The organism is Variovorax sp. P1_H2, from assembly GCF_056405295.1.
Genome location: NZ_JBFUCJ010000006.1, coordinates 82,633 through 103,458, shown reverse-complemented (window position 1 = coordinate 103,458; position 20,826 = coordinate 82,633). Strand labels below are relative to the sequence as shown.

Here is a 20,826-nt window from a genome sequence, read left to right as displayed (position 1 = left end):
CTACGTGGGCGACCTCGTATGCCAAACTGAAGGCGGAATGGCTTGCCGATGTCTCTGGTCACGGTAAGGGTCAGCAACTGAAGCTGGGTGTGGAGCGGTCATTCGTCTGGAACAGTCGATTCGAACTGACCCCTGGCCTCGGGCTGACTTGGCAGGACAAGAAATACGTGGATTACTACTGCGGAGTCACGGCGGCCGAGGCGACGGCAGCCAGGCCAGAGTACCTCGGCAAGGCCACGCTGAACGCGGAGGCCTCTGTGCGTTTCGGCTATCTGATCGATCCGCATCAGCGGGTCTTCATTGAACTGGGCGCGATGCGCCGAAGAACCGGCATCACGAGCAGCCCGATCGTGAACAAGGCGACCACACCCGGCGTCCGCGTCGGGTATCTGTATCGCTTCTGATGAGACTGTTGTGGAGGCTTTTGTGAACCGAGTCGCACTTGTCGAGGACCATGAACGCCTGGCGGCGCTGATCCGCAAGGCGTTCGAGGGAACTGGCATCGAACTCGACGCATTCGATTGCATTGCGCATGCGGAGGCTGCGATCGAGCAGCTCTCGTACTCCGCGCTCATTGTCGATCGCGGTTTGCCCGATGGCGACGGCCTTGATCTGGTACGTCAGCTGCGCGCTCGGGGAAGTTCGACGCCATGCCTCATGCTCACGGCCCGGGACGCACTCAACGATCGCGTCGAGGGTCTCGAAGCCGGAGCGGATGACTACCTGGTGAAGCCGTTCTCCATGGAAGAACTCGTCGCGCGCGTGCGTGCACTGTTGCGCCGCCCGGCTCAAATGGAGGACCTCGCGCCCGAGTATTCCGGGCTGCAGATTCAGGCGTCGGAAGCCTCGATGAGGCACGACGACGAAAAGATCTCTCTGGCGCCGGCGGAGCTTCAGATCATGCTGTGCCTCGTGAAGGCGCAAGGCCGCACGGTCAGGCGCACGGCATTGGAGCTTGCCGGTTGGGGATTGAGCGAGCAAGTGACTCCCAATGCTCTGGACGTCGCCCTGCATCGCCTCCGCAAAAAGCTCGCCGCCATCGGGGCCACCGTCGAGATCCTGAACATGAGAGGGCTGGGATATGCGCTGGCGAATTCGACGTCCCGATAGCAGTCTGTCGGCGAGCATGCTGTTCGCCGCAACCTTCGCCTTGCTCGGCACCGTGACCCTCGTCTTCTTCGGTGCTGCCGCACTGACTGAGCAGTACCCCTCATTCCTGGGTCGCATCGGCCAGCGGGAGATCGCCTTGCATCTGAGCAAGGATTTTCGTTTCGACGCCTCCGGCAAGCCAGTATCCGCTGAACTCCCTCCCGAGCTGACCCAAATCTTCGATGCGCTCCGCACAGAGCTGTTCTACCGCGTGGTCKATGAGCAGGGTCGTGTCCTCCTGAGTTCGGACCTTGCAACATCGGCACTCGCTCCAGAGGGCGCGGTGTTCGACCCCGCTCGCGCCGACTTCTCGCTGCCCAGGGGCGAGACGACACTTCATGTGCTGACCTTGCCCGTGGGCCCTGCAAACCACGTTAGCTACCTGCAGATGGTGCGCAGTGATCGGTTCGATCGGGCCATCCTCACGATCGCTGGATCCGTGGCACGCAAGAGCGCCAGCGCCGCTGTGGTCATCGCCCTGGCGATCTTTGGCTTGGTCGTCTTCATAACCACGCGCCGAATGATTCATCAACTTCGTCGCGTAAGCGAAGCCGCGGCGAGCATCGATCCCAACAACCTAACGCAACGACTGGAGGTGGGCGGCATACCCGCGGAAGTCGCGCCACTGGTTCGAATGTTCAAMGTCGTCCTCGAACGACTGGAGACGGGCTTTCGTGTTCAGCAGGAGTTTCTGGCAGCTGCGGCGCATGAGCTGAAGACACCGATCACCCTGATGCGAGGGCAGATCGAACTCGATGGAGCCGCAGACAGAACCTTGCTGCTGATGGATCTGGACCACATGGCTCGCCATGTCCAGCAACTCTTGCATCTGGCGGAGACCAGTGAGCCACAGAACTACTCAATAGAGCGCGTCGACATCGAGCAAGTTGCGCAGTCAGCCATCGAACAGCTTTCTCGACTGGCAAGCTCGAAGGAGATCACTATGGAGGTGGCGTGTCCCGGCGCAGCGGTGGTCGCCGCCGATCCGGGGGCGACCCAGGTCCTCATCCGGAACTTGATCGAGAATGCCATTCATCATTCGCCGACCGGATCACGAGTGGTCGTTAAAGTGAGTCAAGCGCGGATCCTTGTGCGCGACTATGGTCCCGGCATTTCTGAGAAGGACATGCCCGAACTGTTCAAGCGCTTCTGGCGCGGGCGGCATCGGCGCGATGAGGGCGCTGGACTGGGGCTTGCGATCTGCAAGCAGATTGCCGATCGGCACGGCTGGACCATTTCGGTGCGCAACCAGCGATCGGGGGCGGAGTTCTCCGTATCGTTCAGCGCCACGACGTCAGGCATCAGTGTGCTGAGTTAGAAGGTCGTTGAACTATCTTCGAGCCCGCGAATCTGTCGTGTATTGTGGTCACACGACGAGGCGGCTATGAGTGGACGACCCAAGACCCAACTGGTGCCCATCGCCAGGAAATCTTCAAGCTCTCCACCGACCCGATGTTCGTGGACAAGGTGCGCGACATCGTCGGCCTGTACATGGACCCACCGCTGATGGCGATGGTGCTGTGCGTGGATGAGAAAAGCCAAATCCAGGCGCTGGACCGCACGCAGCCGTTGCTGCCCTGTCTGCGAACTTCTAGCTCACGACACTGATATGGTCGYTCCCGTCTAGAGGGCTCTTCAAGACTGGCTGCTGTCCTTCGAATTTGACTGCCGAATGACAGCGGTTGCCGAAACCCGACCTTGGCACTCTTCTTCGCGAACGGCTGGTCTACACGGCGAAGCCTCTGTCCGGTGGTCAACCGCGACGGACAGGACCGGGCCCTTCACTTTATTCGGGGCTTCGCCAATGAAGTGCCTACGGCTACGATCGACGGGAAAACAGCCACGGCCTAAGAAGCCTGGTGAGCTGCGGCGCCACGACCCAGGTCATCGACATCACAACGGCGAGCGTCAGCAGGACCGTGCGCGGCAGCAGCGACCACGACTTCATCAAGTCACCCGTCAGCAGGAACAGCACGTAGACCGTGGGGCAAATACCCAGCCACGTCACCACGGCGACCTTCCAGCGCGGTGGGCTTGGTTGCGTCGTGCGATACCACAGTCCCAAACCCGACATCGGTTTAAAACTGGACTCGCCCTGAATGAACGGCGCCAGCGCAGCCATTCCCCGTTTGCGCTCTGGCGAATCGTGCCAGGCGTCGAGGTCGGTTTGATGGTCGAATGCCAGCACGACGTGATACATGGCGTCCTCGACTTCGGGGTCTTCGCCCGGATGGACCAACTGGGCGCCCAAGTAGCCCGAAAAGCGGGCTGCGGCTTCCATCAATGTCTTCGTCACTCGTTCGAAGTCCGCTTCGCAGCCGGCCTTGACGTTGCGGCTGATCAGGACAGTCACGGCATGCTCGCTCAAGATTTACTTCTCCATGCGGGGCCCCACGTCAACGCGTGAGCACCACGATCTTGCCACCGGCCGTGTTCGTCTCCATCGTGCGGTGCGCTTCCACGATGTCGTCGATGTTGAAGACGCGGCCCGGTGCAATGCCAAGGGCGCCTGAACTCACCTGGTCGATCAGTTGCTGTAGCGGGGTCGCCATGAAATCGGACACGTCGCCGGAATACGTGGTCAGCGACACCGCGGTGGGGATCATGTCCATCGGCGCAAAGTCGGGTAGCGACCAGCGGTCGCCGACCATGCCGGCCATGCACACGATGCCGGGTTCGCGCGTGCAATGCAGAGAGTCTGCGAGCGTCGTCGTCCCAACCAGTTCGAGCACCTTGTCGGCGCCGCCATCCCACTGATTGCGAACCGTCTGCGCGATTGCGCCGTCGTCGAGGAAGAATCGATCCGAGCCGGCCGTGCGCACTATCACCTCGCCCGTCGGGCTGCGCGAGGTCGCGCTGACCTCGGCACCTTGTGCCTTGGCAATCGCGGCGGCGGCGAGGCCTACCGACGTGGTGCCGCCCCGGATCAGCAAGCGCTCGCCCTTGGCCAGCCGCAGCGCGCGGAAGAGCGCTCCCCAGGCGGTCTGGAGCATCTCGGGCAACGCGCCCAGCTTCGCCCACGACAGCGACGTGCTGAACGCCTGGACTTGGCTCGCGGGCACCAGGGTGTATTCGGCATAGCCGCCGTCGAACTTCCGACCCATGCCGCCCATGACCGTGGCGACGGTCTGGCCGCGTTGGAATTCCTTGCCGGGCGCGTCGTCCACCGTGCCTACTGCCTCGATGCCCAGCACGCGCGGAAACGCGACGCCGGGCGAGTGTCCCTGTCGGGTAAATAGTTCGGATCGATTCAACCCGAAGGCCTCCACGCGGATCAGCACCTGACCCGGCTGCGGCTGCGGCACCGGCCGCTGCTCGATCTTTAGCACCTCAGGCCCGCCCGGCGCGTGCATAACGACCGCCCTCATTGTCTGGGTCATGTTTCAGTCGCTGCCTGCTTCGGGCGCCTTGCCGAAAAGCTCGCCTGCATTGCAGTGCTCCTCTAAGAATGGGGTGTCCATGTTAGTGAGGAGTCCAGGTCGATAGCGCCCCGATCTTTCCACTCTGGGTAGAGCTGGGGGATACATCGATGGCGTCCTATGCCTTGGCCCAAGCTGGTGCCTGCAACGCTTCAACGAGGAAGTCCACCAGTCGCCGTACCTTCAACGGCAGCTGCTTGCGCGTGGGATAGACGGCGAAGATGCCCAGCTCGGCGGCACGAAACTCGGGCATCAGTTCGACGAGCGTGCCCTTGCGCAGGTCTTCGTGCACCAGGAAATCGGGCTGCAGGATGATGCCCTGGTGCGCCAGCGCCGCGGCTCGGCAGGTGTCGCCGTTGTTGGCGTTGATGCGCGAGCGCGTACGCACCGTCACTTCGCCCCTGGGACCCTGGAAGCTCCACACATCGCCGGATGACCAGTAGGCGTAGGAGACCACGTCGTGCTGTGCGAGCTCTTGCGGCTGCGTGGGCGTGCCGTGCAGCGCGAGGTATCGGGGTGACGCGCACAGCACCATGCGCGTCTTGGCAAGCGCGCGGCTGACCAGATTGGAGTCGGACAGCCGCGCGATGCGCACCACCAGGTCGTAGCCTTCCTCGACCAGATCGACCACGCGGTCCGACAACACGATGTCCAGGGTCACCTGCGGGTTCTCGGCCGCGAAGCGCCCCCAGAGCGCGGCCAAGTGCAGCGCCCCGAAGGTCTGCGGCGCACCGATGCGAAGGCGCCCCATCGCCTGGCCGGTGCTGGACCCCACCTCGGCCTCGGCCTCTTGAACCGCCAGCAAGACCTCCTTGCAGCGCTGGTAGTAGGTCTGACCTTCGCTGGTGAGCGACAGGCGACGCGTCGTGCGCTGCAGCAGGCGAGCGCCCAGGTGCGCCTCGAGCTCGGTGACATGCCGCGACACGGCGGGCTTGGACAACTGCGTCGCCTCCATGGCCCCGACGAAGCTGCCGGCGTCGACCACGGCGGTGAAGGTCTTCATGGCTTGGAGGATGTCCATAGTCTCGAACGGCAAAACAATGTGTGCCGTGAATGGCTGTTTATCTCGAGCTCTTATCTTAATAAAGTCTTCACCCAAGCCAGCAGTACGCCACGGCTCAACCACAACCCCATCCCCAGAAGGACTTCCATCATGCACATCACACTCGTCGGCGCCGGCAACATGGGCGCGGGCTTCGTCAAGCAGCTCAGCGCCGCAGGTCACAAGGTCCGCGTCACCGGGCGCGACCTGGCCAAGGCTCAGGCGCTGGCCGCCGCCCATCCGGGTGTCACGGCCGCAACACCGGCCGACGCATTGGGCGACTCGCAGGTCGTCATCGTCGCCACCGGCTACGCCGACGCCGTGCCGGCCTTGAAAGCCCTTGGCTCGCTCGAAGGCCGCATCGTGATCGACATCACGAATCCGCTGACCGCTGACTACATGGGCCTGACCTTGGGCTTCGAGACCTCCGCCGCCGAAGAGATCGCCAAGGCGCTGCCTGGCGCGCTGGTGGTCAAGGCCTTCAACACGGTGCTGGCGCAGGTGCTGGCCGAGGGCCCAGCCTTCGCGAACGGCCAGACCGTGCCTGTTTTCTATGCCGGCGACGACGAGCGCGCCAAGCAGACCGCGCGTGCACTGGTCGAAAGCATCGGGTTCCAGGCCGTGGATGCGGGCGGGTTGAAGAACGCACGCTACCTGGAGCCCGTGGCCGGCCTCAACATTTATTTCGCCTATGGCGCCGGGCAAGGCACGCAGATCGCGCCGACCTGGATCCACCGCGCCTGAGTCCGAAAAGCAGATCCCCGTGCCATGCGGCGCGGGTCTGCCAGCACCAAGGAATGCTCCCATGAAAACTCCTGCCATATTCGTCTCGCACGGCGCGCCCACCTTCGCACTGGAACCCGGCCGGGCCGGCCCCTTGCTGCACGACATCGGCAGGCGCGTGCTCGCGCTGTCCGGGCTGAGGGCCGTCCTCGTGGTCTCGCCGCACTGGCGCACGCGCGGCCTGCGCATCAGTGCCAGCGCTCGGCCCGAGACCATTCACGACTTCGGCGGCTTCCCGGCGCCGCTGTACGCGCTGCAGTACCCCGTGGCCGGCGAGCCGGCGGTGGCGCGGGAGGTGGCGGCGCTGCTGGCGCAGTCCGGGCTACCCGCGCACCTGGTGGACGAGCAGGGGCTCGACCACGGCGCCTGGGTGCCGCTGTTGCACATGCTGCCCGATGCGCCGCTGCCTGTGCTGCAACTGTCGCTCCCGATCGAACTGCGCCCGGCCGACGCGTGGGCGCTGGGTCGCGCGCTGGCGCCGTTGCGCGACCACGGCGTGCTGATCGTGGCTTCGGGCAGCCTGACCCACAACCTGTACGAGTTTCGGCAGTCGGAGACCGAGGCGCCCGAGGACTACGTGCGCGAGTTCGTGCAATGGGCGCGCCACGCCACCCTTGCGCACGACGAGGCCGCGCTGATCGATTTTCGTGGTGCGCCGCACAGCCGCCGCGCTCACCCCTCCGACGAGCACTTTTTGCCGTTGCTGATAGCTGCCGGCGCCAGCGGTGTGGGCGAATCCGTCGAGGTCATCGAAGGCGGCGTTACCTATGGCGTGCTCTCGATGGAAGGCTATGTCTTCGGCGAGCTTCCCGCGACAGGCCTTGCCTGATCCCATACTAATCGAGGGCACAGACATGACATCCACATCCATTGTCGTCCAGCAGCCGCAGGGCCAAGCGGCGTGTCTCATGCTGCTAATGCACGGCGTCGGCTCCAATCCACAGTCCATGCTGGGTATTGCACGCTGGTTCGCCAGCCGGGATGGCGCTGCCTTCGTGGTCAGCGTCGCTTCTCCGGAGCCTTCCGACATCTCCAGCGGCCTGCAGTGGTTTTCGGTGCGGAATGTGACCGAGGAAAATCGTCAGGCGCGCGTGGATGCAGCGATGCCCGCCTTCCTGGCGACCGTGCGCCACTGGCAGGACGTTGCTGGCGTCGATGCGGAGCGCACGTGGATCGCAGGCTTCTCGCAAGGCGCCATCATGGCGCTTGAGTCGACCAAGCTCGAGCGACCGCCTGCATTTCGAGTCGTATCCTTTGCAGGCCGATTTGCCAGCCTGCCGGAGTACAAGTCGCAGGCGGTCATTCATCTGCTGCACGGCAGCGCCGATCCGGTGATGCCCTCGTCGTTGGCGCAGGCGGCGCAGGCCCGACTCCTTCAGTTGGGAACCAAGATCATGGTCGACATCGCGCCGCATGTGGGCCATGAGCCCCATCCCGTGCTTCTCGCAAGCTTGGCCGCACGGCTGGGTCCCGTCTAGGGCGTTCAAGGCTGGGTGTTGGCCGCCGAGCGAGTGAACGCTGCAGCTTGCAGCCGCGCGACGTCAGCCGAACTCAAGAGGCCGATCTTTGCCGCAGCTCGCTCGGCGTGGTTCCCAAGAGACGCCGCAAGACCTCCGTCATGTGCGAGTGGCTGGAGAAGCCGCAAGCCAGCGTTGCTTCCGCAATGCTCGGGAAGCGTTGCTCGCGCAGCGCCAGCATGACCGCAACACGGGCCTGCATCAAGTACTCACTATCGGACGCCGCGCGCCATGGTTGCCGCCGGGCCAGCCGGAGCAGCGCCTGAGTCAACGATGCTCTGCGGAACCTTCAGCCCGATGAAATTTCCGCCGACCCTGGCCGACAGCGTCCGCGCCGCTGCGCCCAGCGCTTCTTGTACCTCCGGTATGGACTTGCGCTGCTGTTGATCGATGCGTTCGGCATAGGGAACCGTCAAAGCCGCAATGGAACGGCCCTGAGTGTCAAGAATAGGGAAGCTCACCGCGTAGAGACCTCGCACCTGGACGCTCGGGATCGACTCGAACCCGCTCACGCGCACCGAATCCAGGATGCTCTCGATTTGCGGATCGGATTGTTCGGGACGACGCTGCAGCGACTCCTCGATCCGCAACCGCCGAGTCTCCTGGTCCTGGAAGGCAAGCAGCACGCGGCCCGAAGCGGAGATCAGCACATCGAGTTCAGCCCCCACCCGCACCGCGAACCCCATGCCGCTGGGCGTATCCGCCTTGCAGATGACGATCTGCTTGCCCTGCCCGTAGACGGTGAGATGGCAAGATTGGTCGAGCTCACTGGCCAGCCGTTGCATGATGGGCGTCGCCTCCATCAGCAGCCGATGAGTGGGCGGATTGATGTGGGACAGCTCGAACAGCTTCGTCGTGATGCTGTAGTAGCTTTCATCGACCGGGGCGACATAGTTGCGACTGATCAGGCAGGCGAGCATTCGGTAGATCTCGCCGACGCTGCGGCCCATGACCTGCGCGATCTCCTTCTGTGACATCGGTTTGTCGCTGGCACACAAGATCTCCAGGATGTCGAGCCCCTTTTCCAGCGCTGGAGCGGAATAGCTCCTGCCCTCCGGTTCGGCGGCCCTCAGATCGTCTTTCATTTCAAGCCTCAAATCTTTGTGAACCTCGCTGACGTCGCGAGCGAGCGCGGGCGTGTGATGATCCCGCGTGAACATGGTACGACACCCATGAATATTTTATTGCATCAGTGAAATTTGAGGCATCTCCACGCGGAGAGTTCAGGCGGCCGAGAAGGGGTGCAGCCTCAGACGGGCCGCTGGATTCCCAACTCGCGAAGTTGCCGGTGCAGCGTAGCGCGGGAAATCCCAAGCGAGTGGGCGGCTTCGGAGACGTTCCAGTTGCACCGTCCAAGGGCCTGTTCGATCGATCTTCGCCTGTCACCCGGCGGGCATCCCATCGTCATGCTCTTCTTGCCGAAGGGGGGAGGCAGGTCCGCCAGGGTGACCTCGCCGTCGACATCCATGGCAACGGCAAACCTGACAGCGTGATGGAGTTCGCGAAGATTGCCAGGCCACTCGTGCTCCATCAATGCGCGCATCGCCGCTGCCTCCACGACAGGGGTTCGCCGTCCGACTCGCCGCGCCGCGGCAGCCACCGCACGCTCGATCAGGAGCTGCCGGTCGTCGCGGTGACGCAGGGCGGGCAGGTGCACCGTCGCGCCGGCGAGCCTGAAATAGAGGTCTTCCCTGAAGCGGCCTTCCCGGACCTGTTGCGCAACATCATGAAGACTGGCCGCAACGAGCGCGAAGCGCACCTGTACCGGGCGGGTTGCGCCGACGGGCGTGAACTCGCCGTCCGACAAGACTTGCAGCAGTCGTGTCTGCAGAGCGAGCGGCATGTCCCCGATCTCGTCCAGGAAGAGCGTTCCTCCGTCGGCCTCCAGCAGCCTGCCGCGTGATCCCTGCCGGGAAGCGCCGGTGAAGGCGCCCGGCCTGTATCCAAAGAGTTCGCTTTCGATCAGTTCGGCTGTGATCGCAGCACAGTTCACCCCGACGAACTTCTCGGGATTTCCTCCTGCATCGACGTGAAGCGCCTTGGCCAATGCACTCTTGCCGGTTCCGGTCTCGCCTTGCAAGAATACCGGGACGCGGTGAGCGATCAGCCTCCTGGCAACAAGCATGGCGTCGCGCACGACCGGATCGTCGCCGACGATTTCATCTACCGAAGGCTGCTCCGAATCCATGGCGGCAGCCTCTGGCATCGGAGTTGAACTCTGATGGCGGGATCTTTGCCTGGGCTGCTCGAGTCGAATGTAGTGTTTGCCCTTCGCCAGCTGAAACGCGGCATCGCCAAAGTCCACGGCCTTGACCCAACGATCCATGCCTTCAACTTCCGCGAGCGGCAGCCCGATCAGTGGCTCCCCGGTCGGCACGAGGATCCGATGTGCCGGGGGCGTCGCATCGAGGATTCTGCCCCTGGGGTCGAGTGCGATGCGTGACTCCGAGGCGCCATCGCAGAAGTCTCCGTGTCGCGACAGGCGCAGTATCGTGTTGCCCGCATTGCGACGATCAAAGAAGAGGTTTTCGATGCGACGCGCCGAGGCCGCGACCACTTGCCGTACCACGGCCTGGGCGGCCCGATCGGACGGGCGCAACGTGGTGACGTTCAACACACCCGCGAGTTGGCCGGCGGCGCCAAAGACAGGAGCGACTGTACAACTGACGCCTGCCAGGCTCGAGGCGAAGTGATCGTGCATCACGACCGAAAGCGCGCGCTGCTCGCGAATGCACAGAGCCACTCCGTTCGTGCCCTGGCTCTCCTCCGACCAGATGGAGCCAGGCAGCACACCCGCGCTGCTGCAGGCGTCGAGAATCAGCTCTGTCGACCGAAAGCCGAGCGCGACCCCTGCGGGGTCGGTGAGCATCACGACGTAGTCTTGCTCGGCGAGCAGCTCGAACAGGCGTTGAACCTCGCCTTGAGAAAGGGCCAGCAGATCCGAGATCGGCTCGCGATGGTCCTGGATCTCCACCGCGGTCAACACGCAAGGGCGCTCCACCCGTTCCGGACTGAGGCGATGGACAGCAAGGCATCGCTCTCTCGATGCAGCGACGCTGTTGCCATCAAGCAGCGCATCCGGTAGGGGCGTAGATGTCGGGCGCAGAGCGCTCGAGGAGGATGCTTGGTCCACGATGCCATGTCTCCTGCAAGGGGCCTGGGGCCGGCCCTTCTCGAACCATTCTGCATCCATGGCCCCTTGCTGTCACGTTGGCGAGCGAGCTCTTCAGTGGGTCGACGTCGCCTTGCGCACCATGGGCATCACCTCAAGGGCGAGCCTGCGCATGGTTTCCCATTCCCATTCACGATTGTGGCCGGCGCCGTCCATCGAAGCCATCATCAAGCCATGGAACGGCCCCGTCCGTTCACGGAAGCTCACAAGCTTGTCGGCAACGGTGCCGGGCGATCCATAGATCACCATGCTGTCGATCAACTGCTCCACCGTGACCGCTTCGTCGGGCTGCTTGGGGTCGTTCTTCATGACGGCGGTGTAGTTCACCGATTTGAGGACGCGCCACAGGTAGTCGAAGTAGTAGTAGTTGCTGCCGCTCGGATCCATCACCCTGTCACGCGCCTCGGTGTCGCTCGCAGCGATGATGATGTTGCGGGCCACCCGCCAGTCGTGCCCGGTGGCTTTCCGGCCGGCAAGCTCGCATCCTTCGACGTACTTTTTCCAGTGGCTCGCAATCACATACTCCGGGCAAAAGTTGGCGCTCATCGCGCCGAAGCCGCGTGCGGCCGCGGTCTTCACGCTGTCCGAGAATGGCGACATGGCCGTCATCGAGATCTCGGGATGCGGCTTCTGAAACGGCTTCGGCATGAAGCCGACGCCAAGCTCCGGAATGACCATGTCCTTCAACGAGATCTTCCAGTGCTTGCCCTGGATGTCATAGGGAGGATCCTGAGACCAGATCTTCAGGATCGTATCGATGGACTCCATCATGCGCTCCGTACGGTAGGCGCCGTCCATGACTTCGAACAGCTCCATGTCGCTCGCCAGTCCACCCGGGCCGATTCCGAACAGCAGTCGGCCCTGGCTCATATGGTCGAATTGCGCCACCTCGGCGGCGACGACCGCTGGATGATGGTTGGGCAATGCGATGACACCCGTTCCGAATCGAATGCGCTTCGTCTGGTGGATCACCGATGCCAGAAAGATCAGCGGTGACGAAATCGGTTCGGTGGTGCAGGACATGTGCTCTCCGAGCCAGACCTCGTCGAAGCCGATCTCGTCTGCATACAGGATCTTGTCGGTGTTTTCCTTGAAGGTCTCCGACATGGGGCGTGAGGGCGGATGCAGAGGCATGCCGAACAATCCGAGTTTCATGAAGTCTCCTTTGCTGCTTGAAGAATGCGCGACGAGCGCCGCGCGGTGGCCCAAGAACACGGTCAAGCCGTGACCTTGTCTTGGATGGGATCACTGCGGCCGGACACCGCCGCACCGCAGCCGTTGAACCAGACCAGCGGGTCGCAGTCTTCGCCGGCCAGCCTGACGTCCGTCACACGACCGATGAACAAGGTGTGGGTCGCGTAGTCGAGGCGCTKCTCGACTTCGCAGGAAACGGCAGCGGGTGCGGACGCGAGGAAAGGCAGCGAGTCGCAGCCGTCTTGCCAATCGCCAGCAGCGAAGCGCTCGGACCGCCTCGAACTCTGGGCGAACGCACCCAGCAGGCCATGGTGAGCTCCTGCCAGCAGATTCACACAGAATCGCCCATGCGTGGACAGCGCCGGATGCAGGCCGGAGCTTCGATTGATCGCAACCAGGATCGCGGGCGGGTCCATCGAAACGGGGATCACCGCCGAGGCGGCCATCCCATGGGGTGAGCCTTCCGCATCGCGCGTGGTGATGAGGGTGACAGATGACGCCACGCGACGCATGGCGTCGCGAAACGCGGTCGCGACGTCAGAGGCATGAGGGGCTTCGGTGCAGATCGGACGAGAGGTCATGGCAGGTTGTCTCCGGGTTGTTTGTCGCTTGGCACTGAGCAACTGCACGTGCCATGCCCGAGGCAACATCTAGCAAAATCAACAACTTAGCGGCGATCGGACAACGTCGCTGCGACACCTTGAGACAGTCGATGTGTCGCATCGGCAGGCGGCGCGACGGGTTGGCAAACGCCAGATCGGTCGACGCGACTGCCTGTGCGCGCGGGCAGGGCGCTCGGGTCGGCGTAGTGCGTGCCAGCCAAGGTCAGAGGCGCGCAGCACCCCGCCGTCCGCAGATGAAAGGCGCGCCCCCACCCCCCTCCTGCATGGCGAAGAGGAGCCGGACGCCGGACCGATACGGGAGAAGAGTGAGGGTGTCTACCGAACTAGAGGGGCTCAGCCGTCCAGGTCCGAGCGGCCTTGGCCACAAGTGCATCGATCTCCTTGCCTGAATAGCCAAGCTCTTCGAGCACCTCGCGGGTTTGCGCGCCTCGTGGACTCGACGGCTCCCGCAACGGTGCGTACGCCTGGTCGATCCGGATGGTCGAGCGGATCGCAGCGGTTCGGCCTTCCGTCGGATGCGCTTCGTAGCGGATCAGACTCACCGCCTTCAGGTGAGGGTCATGCTGAAGCGTTTCCAGCGTATGGCAGGGCTGTACCGCGATGTCTGCGGCCTTGAGCAACTCGAGCCATTCGTGGGTAGTCCTGTTCGTCAGCGCGGCTCCGCGGATCTCGAACCATTGGCCCACATTGCGTGCTCGTGCGGCGACGCTGTCGAACCGAGGATCATCGACGAGCTCGTGCCGATCCGTCACCTTGAGAAAAGCGCGGACTTGGGCGTCCGTGTTGACGGTGAACGAGATCCAGCCGTCTGAGGTCTTCACCGGCTTGTTGTGAGGGCTCAACAATCGCTGGTCGCCGGGTGGGCCGACAGGCGGATCGAAACTCTGTTGTGCCAGATGCTCCTGGAGCACGAATGCCGCCATGGTCTCGAACATGGGAACCTCGATGCTGCATCCCTTTCCGGTCGTGGTGCGCTGTACGACGGCGGCCAGTACTGACCCTGCGGCGATCTCGCCGGCGACGTGATCGCAGATCAGCATCGGCACGTACGTCGGCGTGCCGTCGCGTGCGAGCGTGAGGCCCGCCATGCCCGTGGCTCCCTGGACGACGCTGTCGTAGGTCGGCTGGCCCGCGTAGGGGCCGTCGGTCCCATAGCCCGTGATCAGGCAATAGATCTTCTCCGGATACTCGGTGCGGATGGTGTCGGCGTCGAGCCCGAGCCGCGCCAGGGCCTGCGGACGCATGTTCGCAACGATCACATCGGCTTTGGCCACCATGCGGCGCATGACGTCCTTGGCCCCGGCCTCCTTGAGGTCGAGGCAGATATTTCTCTTGCCTCGGTTGAGGTGAAGGTAGGTGCCGGAGTGCTGGCCCGTAGGCGACTGGCCGCCGAGGCCTCGCATGAGATCCCCTTCCGGACTTTCCACCTTGATGACGTCGGCACCGTACTGGCCCAATCGCCACGTGCAGACGGGGCCGACCACGACGCTCGTCAGGTCCAGGACGGTGATGCCCTTCAAAGGTTCGAAGCTCATTGAATGTCTACCTCCATGTCGATCGCGGCAGTGTTCTTGTCATCGAACGCATTGATGCGCCACGCGCTGCCGTCTTTGYTCGCCGCCAGCGTCATCGGACGGCCGCAGTACAGGGGCGCTATATGGCGCACCCGGATCGCAGAGGGCGTGAGCCCGAGGTCCAGGCGGAGGAACTCGGTCAGGAGCAGCGTCGCAAGTCCACCGTTGACGACAAGATCCGGAAAGCCTTCCACATCGCGGGCATGCGCCCGGTCGACGTGGATCCTGTGGGAGTTGAAGCCCAGCGCTGAATACTGAAAGAGCAGCGTTTCGTCGGGCACCGCCAGTCTCGAGCGTTCTGCCGCGACCGGTGGCGAAGGCTCGGCTGCCGCGGAGATGGCCTTTGCCGCCGGAAGCAGCAGATAGGTCTGGGTTTCGGTGACCGAAGGGGCAGCCTGCCCGAGCAGCGTCAATGCATGGCCGATCGTCACGATGGCCATGGCGCCCGATGCGGTCTCTTTCTGACGCAGGCTCTGGATCGAACTCGTTCGCGTCAAGTTCGACCCGATCGAAATGTCGTCATGGAAGGCGACCGTACGTGCGCCGAGCATGAGTCGCGGAAGCCCGAGGTCCGGCATGGGAACGCCCAGTCCTGGAAAGCCATCCGACCGCAGGTTGGACCTCTTCGTGTCGGCGCCGAGCAGGATGAAATGCCAGCCGCGCGGCAACGGCTCGCCAGCACGAAATCCGTCGGGTTCGAGATCGAGCATGGCCGCGACCCGACGAACCGCAGCCACGCTGCAGCACTCTTCACGCGTGATGGTGTCCCCAGTTTCAGTCAACTTGCCCTCGTCTTTCGTGCCCATAAACGACTCCGTTGCCAATCCGTGCTTTCGCTAGACAACGATTCTTATATGCATTGTGCAATGCACCTGTGAAGTTTACGGGTAGGGGAATCTAAGGGAAAGAGGCAAATAAGCTTCCTAGGTGTTTTCACCTATGCATCATTGACTTCACTAATGAAGTTTCGTATCGTTGCGTCCGTGCTTCGACAGCGGCCGCGTTCGCTGTTCGAGAAGCGCAAGCCGCGCCGGAGTTCCTCGGTCCCGGCAGCGAGTTGCCAGCGCCCTTACGACACTCAAAGGATCCAAGATGAACTTCAAGTTCCACCATATGAACCTGTGCACAGACAGCTTGCCCAGGCTCACCAAGTTCTATCAAACGCTCTTCGATCTCGGCACGATCCGCGACGAAGAGCACTCGCGTGTCAACGCCGAGAGCGCAACCTCCGGCTACAACGGCAAGGTCGACTTCCTCACCGACGGCGACATCGAGTTCCACTGGGCCGAGCGCGACCTCGACACCGGCTTCAAGATGAAGCAGATCGTGAATCCGATGGCGCGCGGCCACTTCTGCTTCCGCACCGACGACATCAAGGGCTTCATGCGCAAGTGCGACGAACTCGGCATCCGCTATTCGGACTACGGTCGCTGGGCGATTGCGGGCTGGCACCAAGTGTTCTTGCAGGACCCGGATGGCAACGTGATCGAAGTCCACCAGCCCAACGTGTTCAGCTAAGAGAACAGATCCCTAAATCAACAGGAGACACTCCGTGACAACAAGAACCTCTTTCGCGCCGTCCCAACTCTGCACGCAGCCCACCGGGCGCCGTCAAGTCCTGAAGCAGCTGGCCTCCGTGGCCGCAACCACGCTGGTTCCGGGCGTCGTACTGGCCCAGGCCTCCGGCAAGTTCAATCTGAAGATCGCGATTTCCATTCCGGAAAGCCATCCGACGACGGCGGCGCTGAAGACGGCGTGCGCGGAGATCCTGCGCGAGTCGAGTGGTCGCCTCAACATCGAGGTCTATCCGAATGGGCAATTGGGCAGCGACACCGATACGGTTTCGCAGGTGCGGTCCGGAGCCATCGACTTCGTCTGCACGGCGAACAGCATCTGGGGCAACCTGGTGCCGGTTGCCTCGATCAACCTCGTGGCCTTCGCGTTCCCCGACTACGCGACCGTCTGGAAAGCCATGGACGGCGACCTCGGTGCGCACATTCGCTCGTCTTTCGACAAGGTCAACCTGGTCCCCGTGGGCAAGGTGTTCGATCATGGCTTTCGCCAGGTCACGAACTCCTCCAAGCCGATCGTTTCGCCGAAGGACATCGTCGGCATGAAGATTCGCGTACCGGTCAGCCCCATTCTGACTTCCGTGTTCAAGGGACTAGAGGCGTCGCCGGCCAGCATCCCGGTCGGAGAACTCTATACCGCGCTGCAGACCAAGGTGGTGGATGGCCAGGAAAACGCGCTGCCCCTGGTGGAGTCGAACAAGCTCTACGAAGTGCAGAAGTACCTTTCCTATACCTCTCACGTCTGGGACTGCTTCACGCTGGTCGGCAACAAGAAAAACTGGAATGCGTTGCCCGAAGATCTGCGGCAGCTCGCCACCCGCATCCTGGACGCCAACGCGGTGAAGCAGCGCGAAGCGCATGCAGCGTTGAACACCACCTTGGAAGCCAAGTTCAAGGCGTCCGGCATGCAGTTCAACGCGGTCGACGCCAAGCCGTTCCGCGAGGTTCTGCAAAAGGCCGGCTACTACGCCGACTGGCAGAAGAAGTTCGGGCCTGAGCCTTGGGCCCTGCTGGAAAAGTACAGCGGCAAGCTGGTCTGAACGCGACCCGGCTGCGATTCCACGGGGAGTCGCGCTGGAAGGTCCCGGGCTCCGGAGAGCCCGGGCCGATCGGCCTGGAGGCTTGCCTCACCAGGGCCGGATGACTACATCGAACAGGAGACGAATCCGTGGACCCGATCATCACCGCCGGGCATGCGCCGCCAGGCTCTGCCCCCCTTCGTCCGGACAGCGTCTGGTATCGGGCGGTGGCCCAGGCGGACCGCGCCCTCGCCCTGGTGACCGAGGTTCCCGCCGCCTTGCTGGTGGCCGTGGAGATCTTGGTCCTGTTCTCGGGCGTCGTGAGCCGTTATGTGTTCCACCGTCCCCTGGACTGGTCCGACGAACTGGCATCCATGCTTTTCCTGTGGCTGGCGATGCTGGGCGCCGTGATCGCCTTCCGGCGCTCGTCGCACATGCGCATGACGGCCTTGGTCGACAAGGCCTCGCCGCAGTTGCGCGCGTTCCTCGACCTGTTTGCGGTGGTCGCGGCAGGCGCCTTCCTGCTTCTGATCCTGCACCCGGCCTACGATTTCGCCAGCGAGGAAGCGATCGTCACGACGCCGTCGCTCGGCATTTCGAACTCCTGGCGGGCCGCCGCATTGCCATGCGGCGTGGCGTTGATGTGCGTGGCGGCCTTGCTCAAGCTGGCCACCGTCACGGACCTGCGGCGGCTGCTGGTCGCTGTCGCCCTGGTGGCGGGGGCGGGATTGGCGCTCTATTTCATGAGCCCGCTCTTTGCGAACCTCGGCAATTTCAACCTGCTGATCTTCTTCGTCATCATCGTCGGATTCCTGGTCCTGTCGGGTGTGCCGATCGCCTTCGCTTTCGGTCTCGCCACGTTCGGATACCTCGCGCTCACCACCGGCAAGCCGGTGAATGTGATCGTCGGCCGGATGGATGAGGGCATGTCGCACCTGGTGCTGCTGGCCGTTCCATTGTTCATCTTCCTCGGCGTGGTGCTCGAACTCAGCGGCATGGCCAAAGCCATGGTGCAGTTTCTTGCGTCGCTGCTGGGACACGTCCGGGGCGGCCTCTCCTATGTGCTGGTCGGCGGCATGTACCTGGTCTCGGGCATCTCGGGATCGAAGGCGGCGGACATGGCGGCGCTCGCGCCTGTTCTGTTCCCCGAGATGCGCAAGCGCGGCGAAAAGGACGGAGAGATGGTGGCGCTGCTGGCGGCGACCGGCGCGCAGACGGAAACCATCCCGCCGAGCATCGTGCTGATCACGATCGGATCGGTCACGGGCATCTCCATCGCCGCGCTGTTCTCGGGAGGACTGATGCCCGCCCTGGTCCTCGCGGTGCTGCTGTGTTTCGTGGTCTGGTGGCGCGTTCGGAAGGTCGACGTGACGAAGGTCGTTCGTGCCACGTGGAAGGAGGTCGGCCGCGCCCTGCTTGTCGCCCTGCCGGCCCTCGCGCTGCCGTTCATCATCCGGGCGGCGGTCGTGGAAGGCGTGGCCACGGCGACCGAGGTCTCGACGATCGGCATTGCCTACGCGCTGGTCGCCGGCCTGTTCGTCTACCGGCAACTCGACCTCAGGTCGCTCTGGCCCGCGTTGGTGGAAACCGCCGCCTTGTCGGGGGCCATCCTGCTCATCATCGGAACCGCGACCGGCATGGCTTGGGCGCTGACGCAATCCGGCTTCTCTCGGCAACTGGCCGAGGCCATGACGCAGATGCCCGGTGGGACGGCGGGCTTCCTTGCGATCTCCATCCTGGCGTTCGTCGTCTTGGGAAGCGTCCTCGAGGGCATCCCGGCGATCGTGGTGTTCGGCCCGCTGCTCTTTCCGATTGCAAAGCAGTTTGGGGTGCACGACGTCCACTATTCGATGGTCGTCGTGCTGGCCATGGGCATCGGGCTGTTCGCGCCGCCGTTCGGAGTGGGCTACTACGCTGCCTGCGCCATCGCCCGCGTGAGCCCGAGCGCCGGCATGAGGCCCATCATGGGCTACATGCTGGCCCTTCTGATCGGAACGGTGATCGTTGCGGCCGTGCCATGGCTGTCCACAGGTTTTATCAAGTAGGTGCTATGAAGACAATTTTTCTGACAGGTGCGACCGGCTTCATCGGCGGATCGATCGCGGCGAGACTCCTCCTGGAGGGCCATCGGGTTCGCGGCTTGGTGCGATCACCGGAAAGCGCGAAACAGCTGGAACAGCGTGGCATCGAGCCGGTCATTGGCAGCCTCGACGACGGCGCACTGCTGACCAGCCAGGCGCGCTTGGCCGATGGGGTCATCAACACAGCGAGTTCCGATCACGTCGATGCGGTGCGCGCCTTGATCGCGGGACTCGAGCACTCGTCGAAGCCGTTGCTGCACACCAGTGGCTCCAGCGTCGTGGGCGACGACGCGCGCGGTAGCCGCCGATCGGAGGTGATCTTCGACGAGGACTCCACGCTCGTCGTGGCGCCGGACAAGCAGCCGCGCCGGGAGATCGACTTGTCCATCCTTGACGCCGCGCAGAGAGGGGTTCGGTCTGTGGTGATCTGCCCCAGCCTCATCTACGGCGTCGGCCATGGCATGAATCGCAACAGCGTCCAGATTCCTTTCCTTGCCGCCAACGCCGTGAGCCAAGGCGTCGTACAGATCGTGGGACAGGGCTTGAACGTCTGGTCGAACGTGCACGTCGACGATGTGGTCGACCTCTACGTCCGGGCGCTGAATCATGCGCCCGCGGGGGCCTTCTACTTCGCGGAACAAGGCGAAGCATCCTTTCGAGAGTTGGGCGAGGCTTTGGCTCGTCGCCTCGGGCTCGGCGCGGTGGAATGCCTGGATCCCGAGACAGCGGCCGAGCGCTGGGGCCGATCGAAGGCCTACTTCTCGCTCGGCAGCAACAGCCGGGTCCGGGGCAAGCGCGCGCGTCGGGAACTGGCTTGGTCGCCCCGCCAAAGTTCGGCGGTCGACTGGATTCTGAACGAAATGCCGTTGGACGATGCGTCCGCGGCCACCTACCCATGAACGAGAACTCTATGCTGCTTCAGGACAAGGTGTGTGTGATCGCGGGCGCCGCATCGCTGCGCGGTATCGGTTACGCCACGGCGGAGCTTTTTGCCGAACACGGCGCCAAGGTGGTGGTGGTCGACCTGTCGATGGACGACAAGGTGCTGGCCGACATCAAGGGGTCGATCGAGCAGCGACTTCAACGCAGTGCCTCGATACACGGCATGCGCTGCGACATCAGCAGTGCCGCAGACTGCGAGCGCCTCATGCAGGATGTGCTGGCGTTGCACGGCACGATGGACTGCATGATCAATTCCGCCGCCGTCGTGCAATCGCATCCGATGCTCGAGATCGGAGGCAAAGAGCTCGACCTGATGATCAACGTCAATCTCAAAGGCGCCTTTCACCTCTGCCAGAGTGCCCTGCGGGTCTTCGCCGATCGCAAGAGCGGCGTCATCGTCAACGTAGCTTCCGTCGCAGCGCAGCGTGGAGGGGGGCTGGTCGGCAGCTCGCACTACGCGGCGTCCAAAGGYGGCGTCTTGAGCCTGACGCGCAGCATCGCCCGCGAGTTCGGTCCGATGGGAATCCGCGCCAACACGATTTGTCCGTCGATGACGGAGACTGGCATGGTGGATGGCATGTCCGAAGCGAAGTTCCAGGAGATCGTATCGGGCATTCCGTTGCGGCGCGCCGCGAAGCCGCGTGAAATTGCAGGTGCATGCCTCTTTCTCGCATCGGATCTATCTGCCTACGTGACCGGGGCAACCCTGGACGTCAATGGCGGCAGCCATATTCACTGAG

The 20,826-nt window shown here is 63.4% G+C and carries 21 protein-coding genes and 1 pseudogene; 12 read left to right on the top strand and 10 right to left on the bottom strand.

Annotation, left to right across the window (positions count from 1 at the left end; all coding sequences use genetic code 11):
• From AC1D2E_RS04275 to AC1D2E_RS04260, 4 genes and pseudogenes are all read left to right on the top strand, one after another.
• Window positions 1-404, top strand: a 404-nt coding sequence (locus AC1D2E_RS04275) for a MipA/OmpV family protein (RefSeq protein ID WP_478196259.1), incomplete at its 5' end; no start/stop codon positions are given.
• A 22-nt stretch (window positions 405-426) separates the two neighbouring features.
• On the top strand, window positions 427-1,110 hold the full coding sequence (locus tag AC1D2E_RS04270) for a response regulator transcription factor (RefSeq protein ID WP_478196258.1): 684 nt from the start codon (window positions 427-429) through the stop codon (window positions 1,108-1,110).
• Window positions 1,111-1,126: 16 nt separating this feature from the next.
• A complete protein-coding gene (locus AC1D2E_RS04265; protein ID WP_478196257.1) occupies window positions 1,127-2,467 on the top strand; it encodes a sensor histidine kinase in 1,341 nt (446 codons plus the stop codon).
• 98 nt (window positions 2,468-2,565) lie between these two features.
• Window positions 2,566-2,727, top strand: a pseudogene (locus AC1D2E_RS04260) (IS630 family transposase); the annotation flags it as partial.
• Window positions 2,728-2,968: 241 nt separating this feature from the next.
• On the opposite strand, the gene AC1D2E_RS04255 reads toward AC1D2E_RS04260, so the two are convergent.
• From AC1D2E_RS04255 to AC1D2E_RS04245, 3 genes are all read right to left on the bottom strand, one after another.
• Window positions 2,969-3,517, bottom strand: a complete 549-nt coding sequence (locus AC1D2E_RS04255) for an antibiotic biosynthesis monooxygenase (RefSeq protein WP_478196256.1) — start codon at window positions 3,515-3,517, stop codon at window positions 2,969-2,971.
• A 28-nt stretch (window positions 3,518-3,545) separates the two neighbouring features.
• Window positions 3,546-4,529, bottom strand: a complete 984-nt coding sequence (locus AC1D2E_RS04250) for a zinc-binding alcohol dehydrogenase family protein (RefSeq protein WP_478196255.1) — start codon at window positions 4,527-4,529, stop codon at window positions 3,546-3,548.
• A 157-nt stretch (window positions 4,530-4,686) separates the two neighbouring features.
• The gene (locus tag AC1D2E_RS04245) at window positions 4,687-5,589 is read right to left on the bottom strand and encodes a LysR family transcriptional regulator (protein WP_478196254.1); all 903 of its coding nucleotides are present in this window, start codon (window positions 5,587-5,589) and stop codon (window positions 4,687-4,689) included.
• A 132-nt stretch (window positions 5,590-5,721) separates the two neighbouring features.
• Between AC1D2E_RS04245 and AC1D2E_RS04240 the strand changes: the two genes are divergently transcribed.
• The 3 genes from AC1D2E_RS04240 (at window position 5,722) to ypfH (ending at window position 7,871) form a co-directional block, all read left to right on the top strand.
• Complete coding sequence (locus tag AC1D2E_RS04240) at window positions 5,722-6,354, top strand: NADPH-dependent F420 reductase (RefSeq protein ID WP_478196253.1); 633 nt, start codon at window positions 5,722-5,724, stop codon at window positions 6,352-6,354.
• Window positions 6,355-6,415: 61 nt separating this feature from the next.
• A complete protein-coding gene (locus AC1D2E_RS04235; protein ID WP_478196252.1) occupies window positions 6,416-7,222 on the top strand; it encodes a dioxygenase family protein in 807 nt (268 codons plus the stop codon).
• Window positions 7,223-7,247: 25 nt separating this feature from the next.
• On the top strand, window positions 7,248-7,871 hold the full coding sequence (gene ypfH / locus AC1D2E_RS04230; protein ID WP_478196251.1) for an esterase: 624 nt from the start codon (window positions 7,248-7,250) through the stop codon (window positions 7,869-7,871).
• Window positions 7,872-7,944: 73 nt separating this feature from the next.
• Here the strand turns inward: ypfH and AC1D2E_RS04225 are convergent, their stop codons facing one another.
• From AC1D2E_RS04225 to AC1D2E_RS04195, 7 genes are all read right to left on the bottom strand, one after another.
• Window positions 7,945-8,112, bottom strand: a complete 168-nt coding sequence (locus AC1D2E_RS04225; RefSeq protein ID WP_478196250.1) for a helix-turn-helix domain-containing protein — start codon at window positions 8,110-8,112, stop codon at window positions 7,945-7,947.
• Between the two features lie 10 nt (window positions 8,113-8,122).
• The gene (locus tag AC1D2E_RS04220) at window positions 8,123-8,995 is read right to left on the bottom strand and encodes an IclR family transcriptional regulator (protein ID WP_478196249.1); all 873 of its coding nucleotides are present in this window, start codon (window positions 8,993-8,995) and stop codon (window positions 8,123-8,125) included.
• Between the two features lie 164 nt (window positions 8,996-9,159).
• Window positions 9,160-10,896, bottom strand: coding sequence for a sigma-54-dependent Fis family transcriptional regulator (locus tag AC1D2E_RS04215; RefSeq protein WP_478196248.1), 1,737 nt, complete (start codon window positions 10,894-10,896; stop codon window positions 9,160-9,162).
• A gap of 240 nt (window positions 10,897-11,136) precedes the next feature.
• Window positions 11,137-12,237, bottom strand: coding sequence for an LLM class flavin-dependent oxidoreductase (locus AC1D2E_RS04210; RefSeq protein WP_478196247.1), 1,101 nt, complete (start codon window positions 12,235-12,237; stop codon window positions 11,137-11,139).
• A gap of 62 nt (window positions 12,238-12,299) precedes the next feature.
• The gene (locus AC1D2E_RS04205) at window positions 12,300-12,857 is read right to left on the bottom strand and encodes a flavin reductase family protein (RefSeq protein ID WP_478196246.1); all 558 of its coding nucleotides are present in this window, start codon (window positions 12,855-12,857) and stop codon (window positions 12,300-12,302) included.
• 365 nt (window positions 12,858-13,222) lie between these two features.
• A complete protein-coding gene (locus tag AC1D2E_RS04200) occupies window positions 13,223-14,434 on the bottom strand; it encodes a CaiB/BaiF CoA transferase family protein (protein ID WP_478196245.1) in 1,212 nt (403 codons plus the stop codon).
• The gene (locus tag AC1D2E_RS04195) at window positions 14,431-15,279 is read right to left on the bottom strand and encodes an HTD2 family dehydratase (protein WP_478196244.1); all 849 of its coding nucleotides are present in this window, start codon (window positions 15,277-15,279) and stop codon (window positions 14,431-14,433) included. Before AC1D2E_RS04195 ends, AC1D2E_RS04200 begins: the two co-directional genes overlap by 4 nt.
• A gap of 286 nt (window positions 15,280-15,565) precedes the next feature.
• Here AC1D2E_RS04195 and AC1D2E_RS04190 point away from each other — a divergent pair, with 286 nt between their 5' ends.
• The 5 genes from AC1D2E_RS04190 (at window position 15,566) to AC1D2E_RS04170 (ending at window position 20,825) form a co-directional block, all read left to right on the top strand.
• The gene (locus AC1D2E_RS04190; protein WP_478196243.1) at window positions 15,566-15,991 is read left to right on the top strand and encodes a VOC family protein; all 426 of its coding nucleotides are present in this window, start codon (window positions 15,566-15,568) and stop codon (window positions 15,989-15,991) included.
• A 118-nt stretch (window positions 15,992-16,109) separates the two neighbouring features.
• Window positions 16,110-17,084 carry a TRAP transporter substrate-binding protein gene (locus AC1D2E_RS04185; RefSeq protein WP_478196242.1) on the top strand — a complete coding sequence of 325 codons (975 nt, stop codon included), beginning with the start codon at window positions 16,110-16,112 and terminating at the stop codon, window positions 17,082-17,084.
• A gap of 128 nt (window positions 17,085-17,212) precedes the next feature.
• Window positions 17,213-19,108, top strand: coding sequence for a TRAP transporter large permease (locus tag AC1D2E_RS04180; RefSeq protein WP_478196241.1), 1,896 nt, complete (start codon window positions 17,213-17,215; stop codon window positions 19,106-19,108).
• 5 nt (window positions 19,109-19,113) lie between these two features.
• Window positions 19,114-20,043 (top strand): NAD-dependent epimerase/dehydratase family protein, encoded by a 930-nt coding sequence (locus tag AC1D2E_RS04175; protein WP_478196240.1) that lies wholly within the window; start codon window positions 19,114-19,116, stop codon window positions 20,041-20,043.
• Window positions 20,040-20,825 (top strand): SDR family NAD(P)-dependent oxidoreductase, encoded by a 786-nt coding sequence (locus AC1D2E_RS04170; protein ID WP_478196239.1) that lies wholly within the window; start codon window positions 20,040-20,042, stop codon window positions 20,823-20,825. Before AC1D2E_RS04175 ends, AC1D2E_RS04170 begins: the two co-directional genes overlap by 4 nt.
• The last annotated feature ends 1 nt before the right edge of the window (window position 20,826 follow it).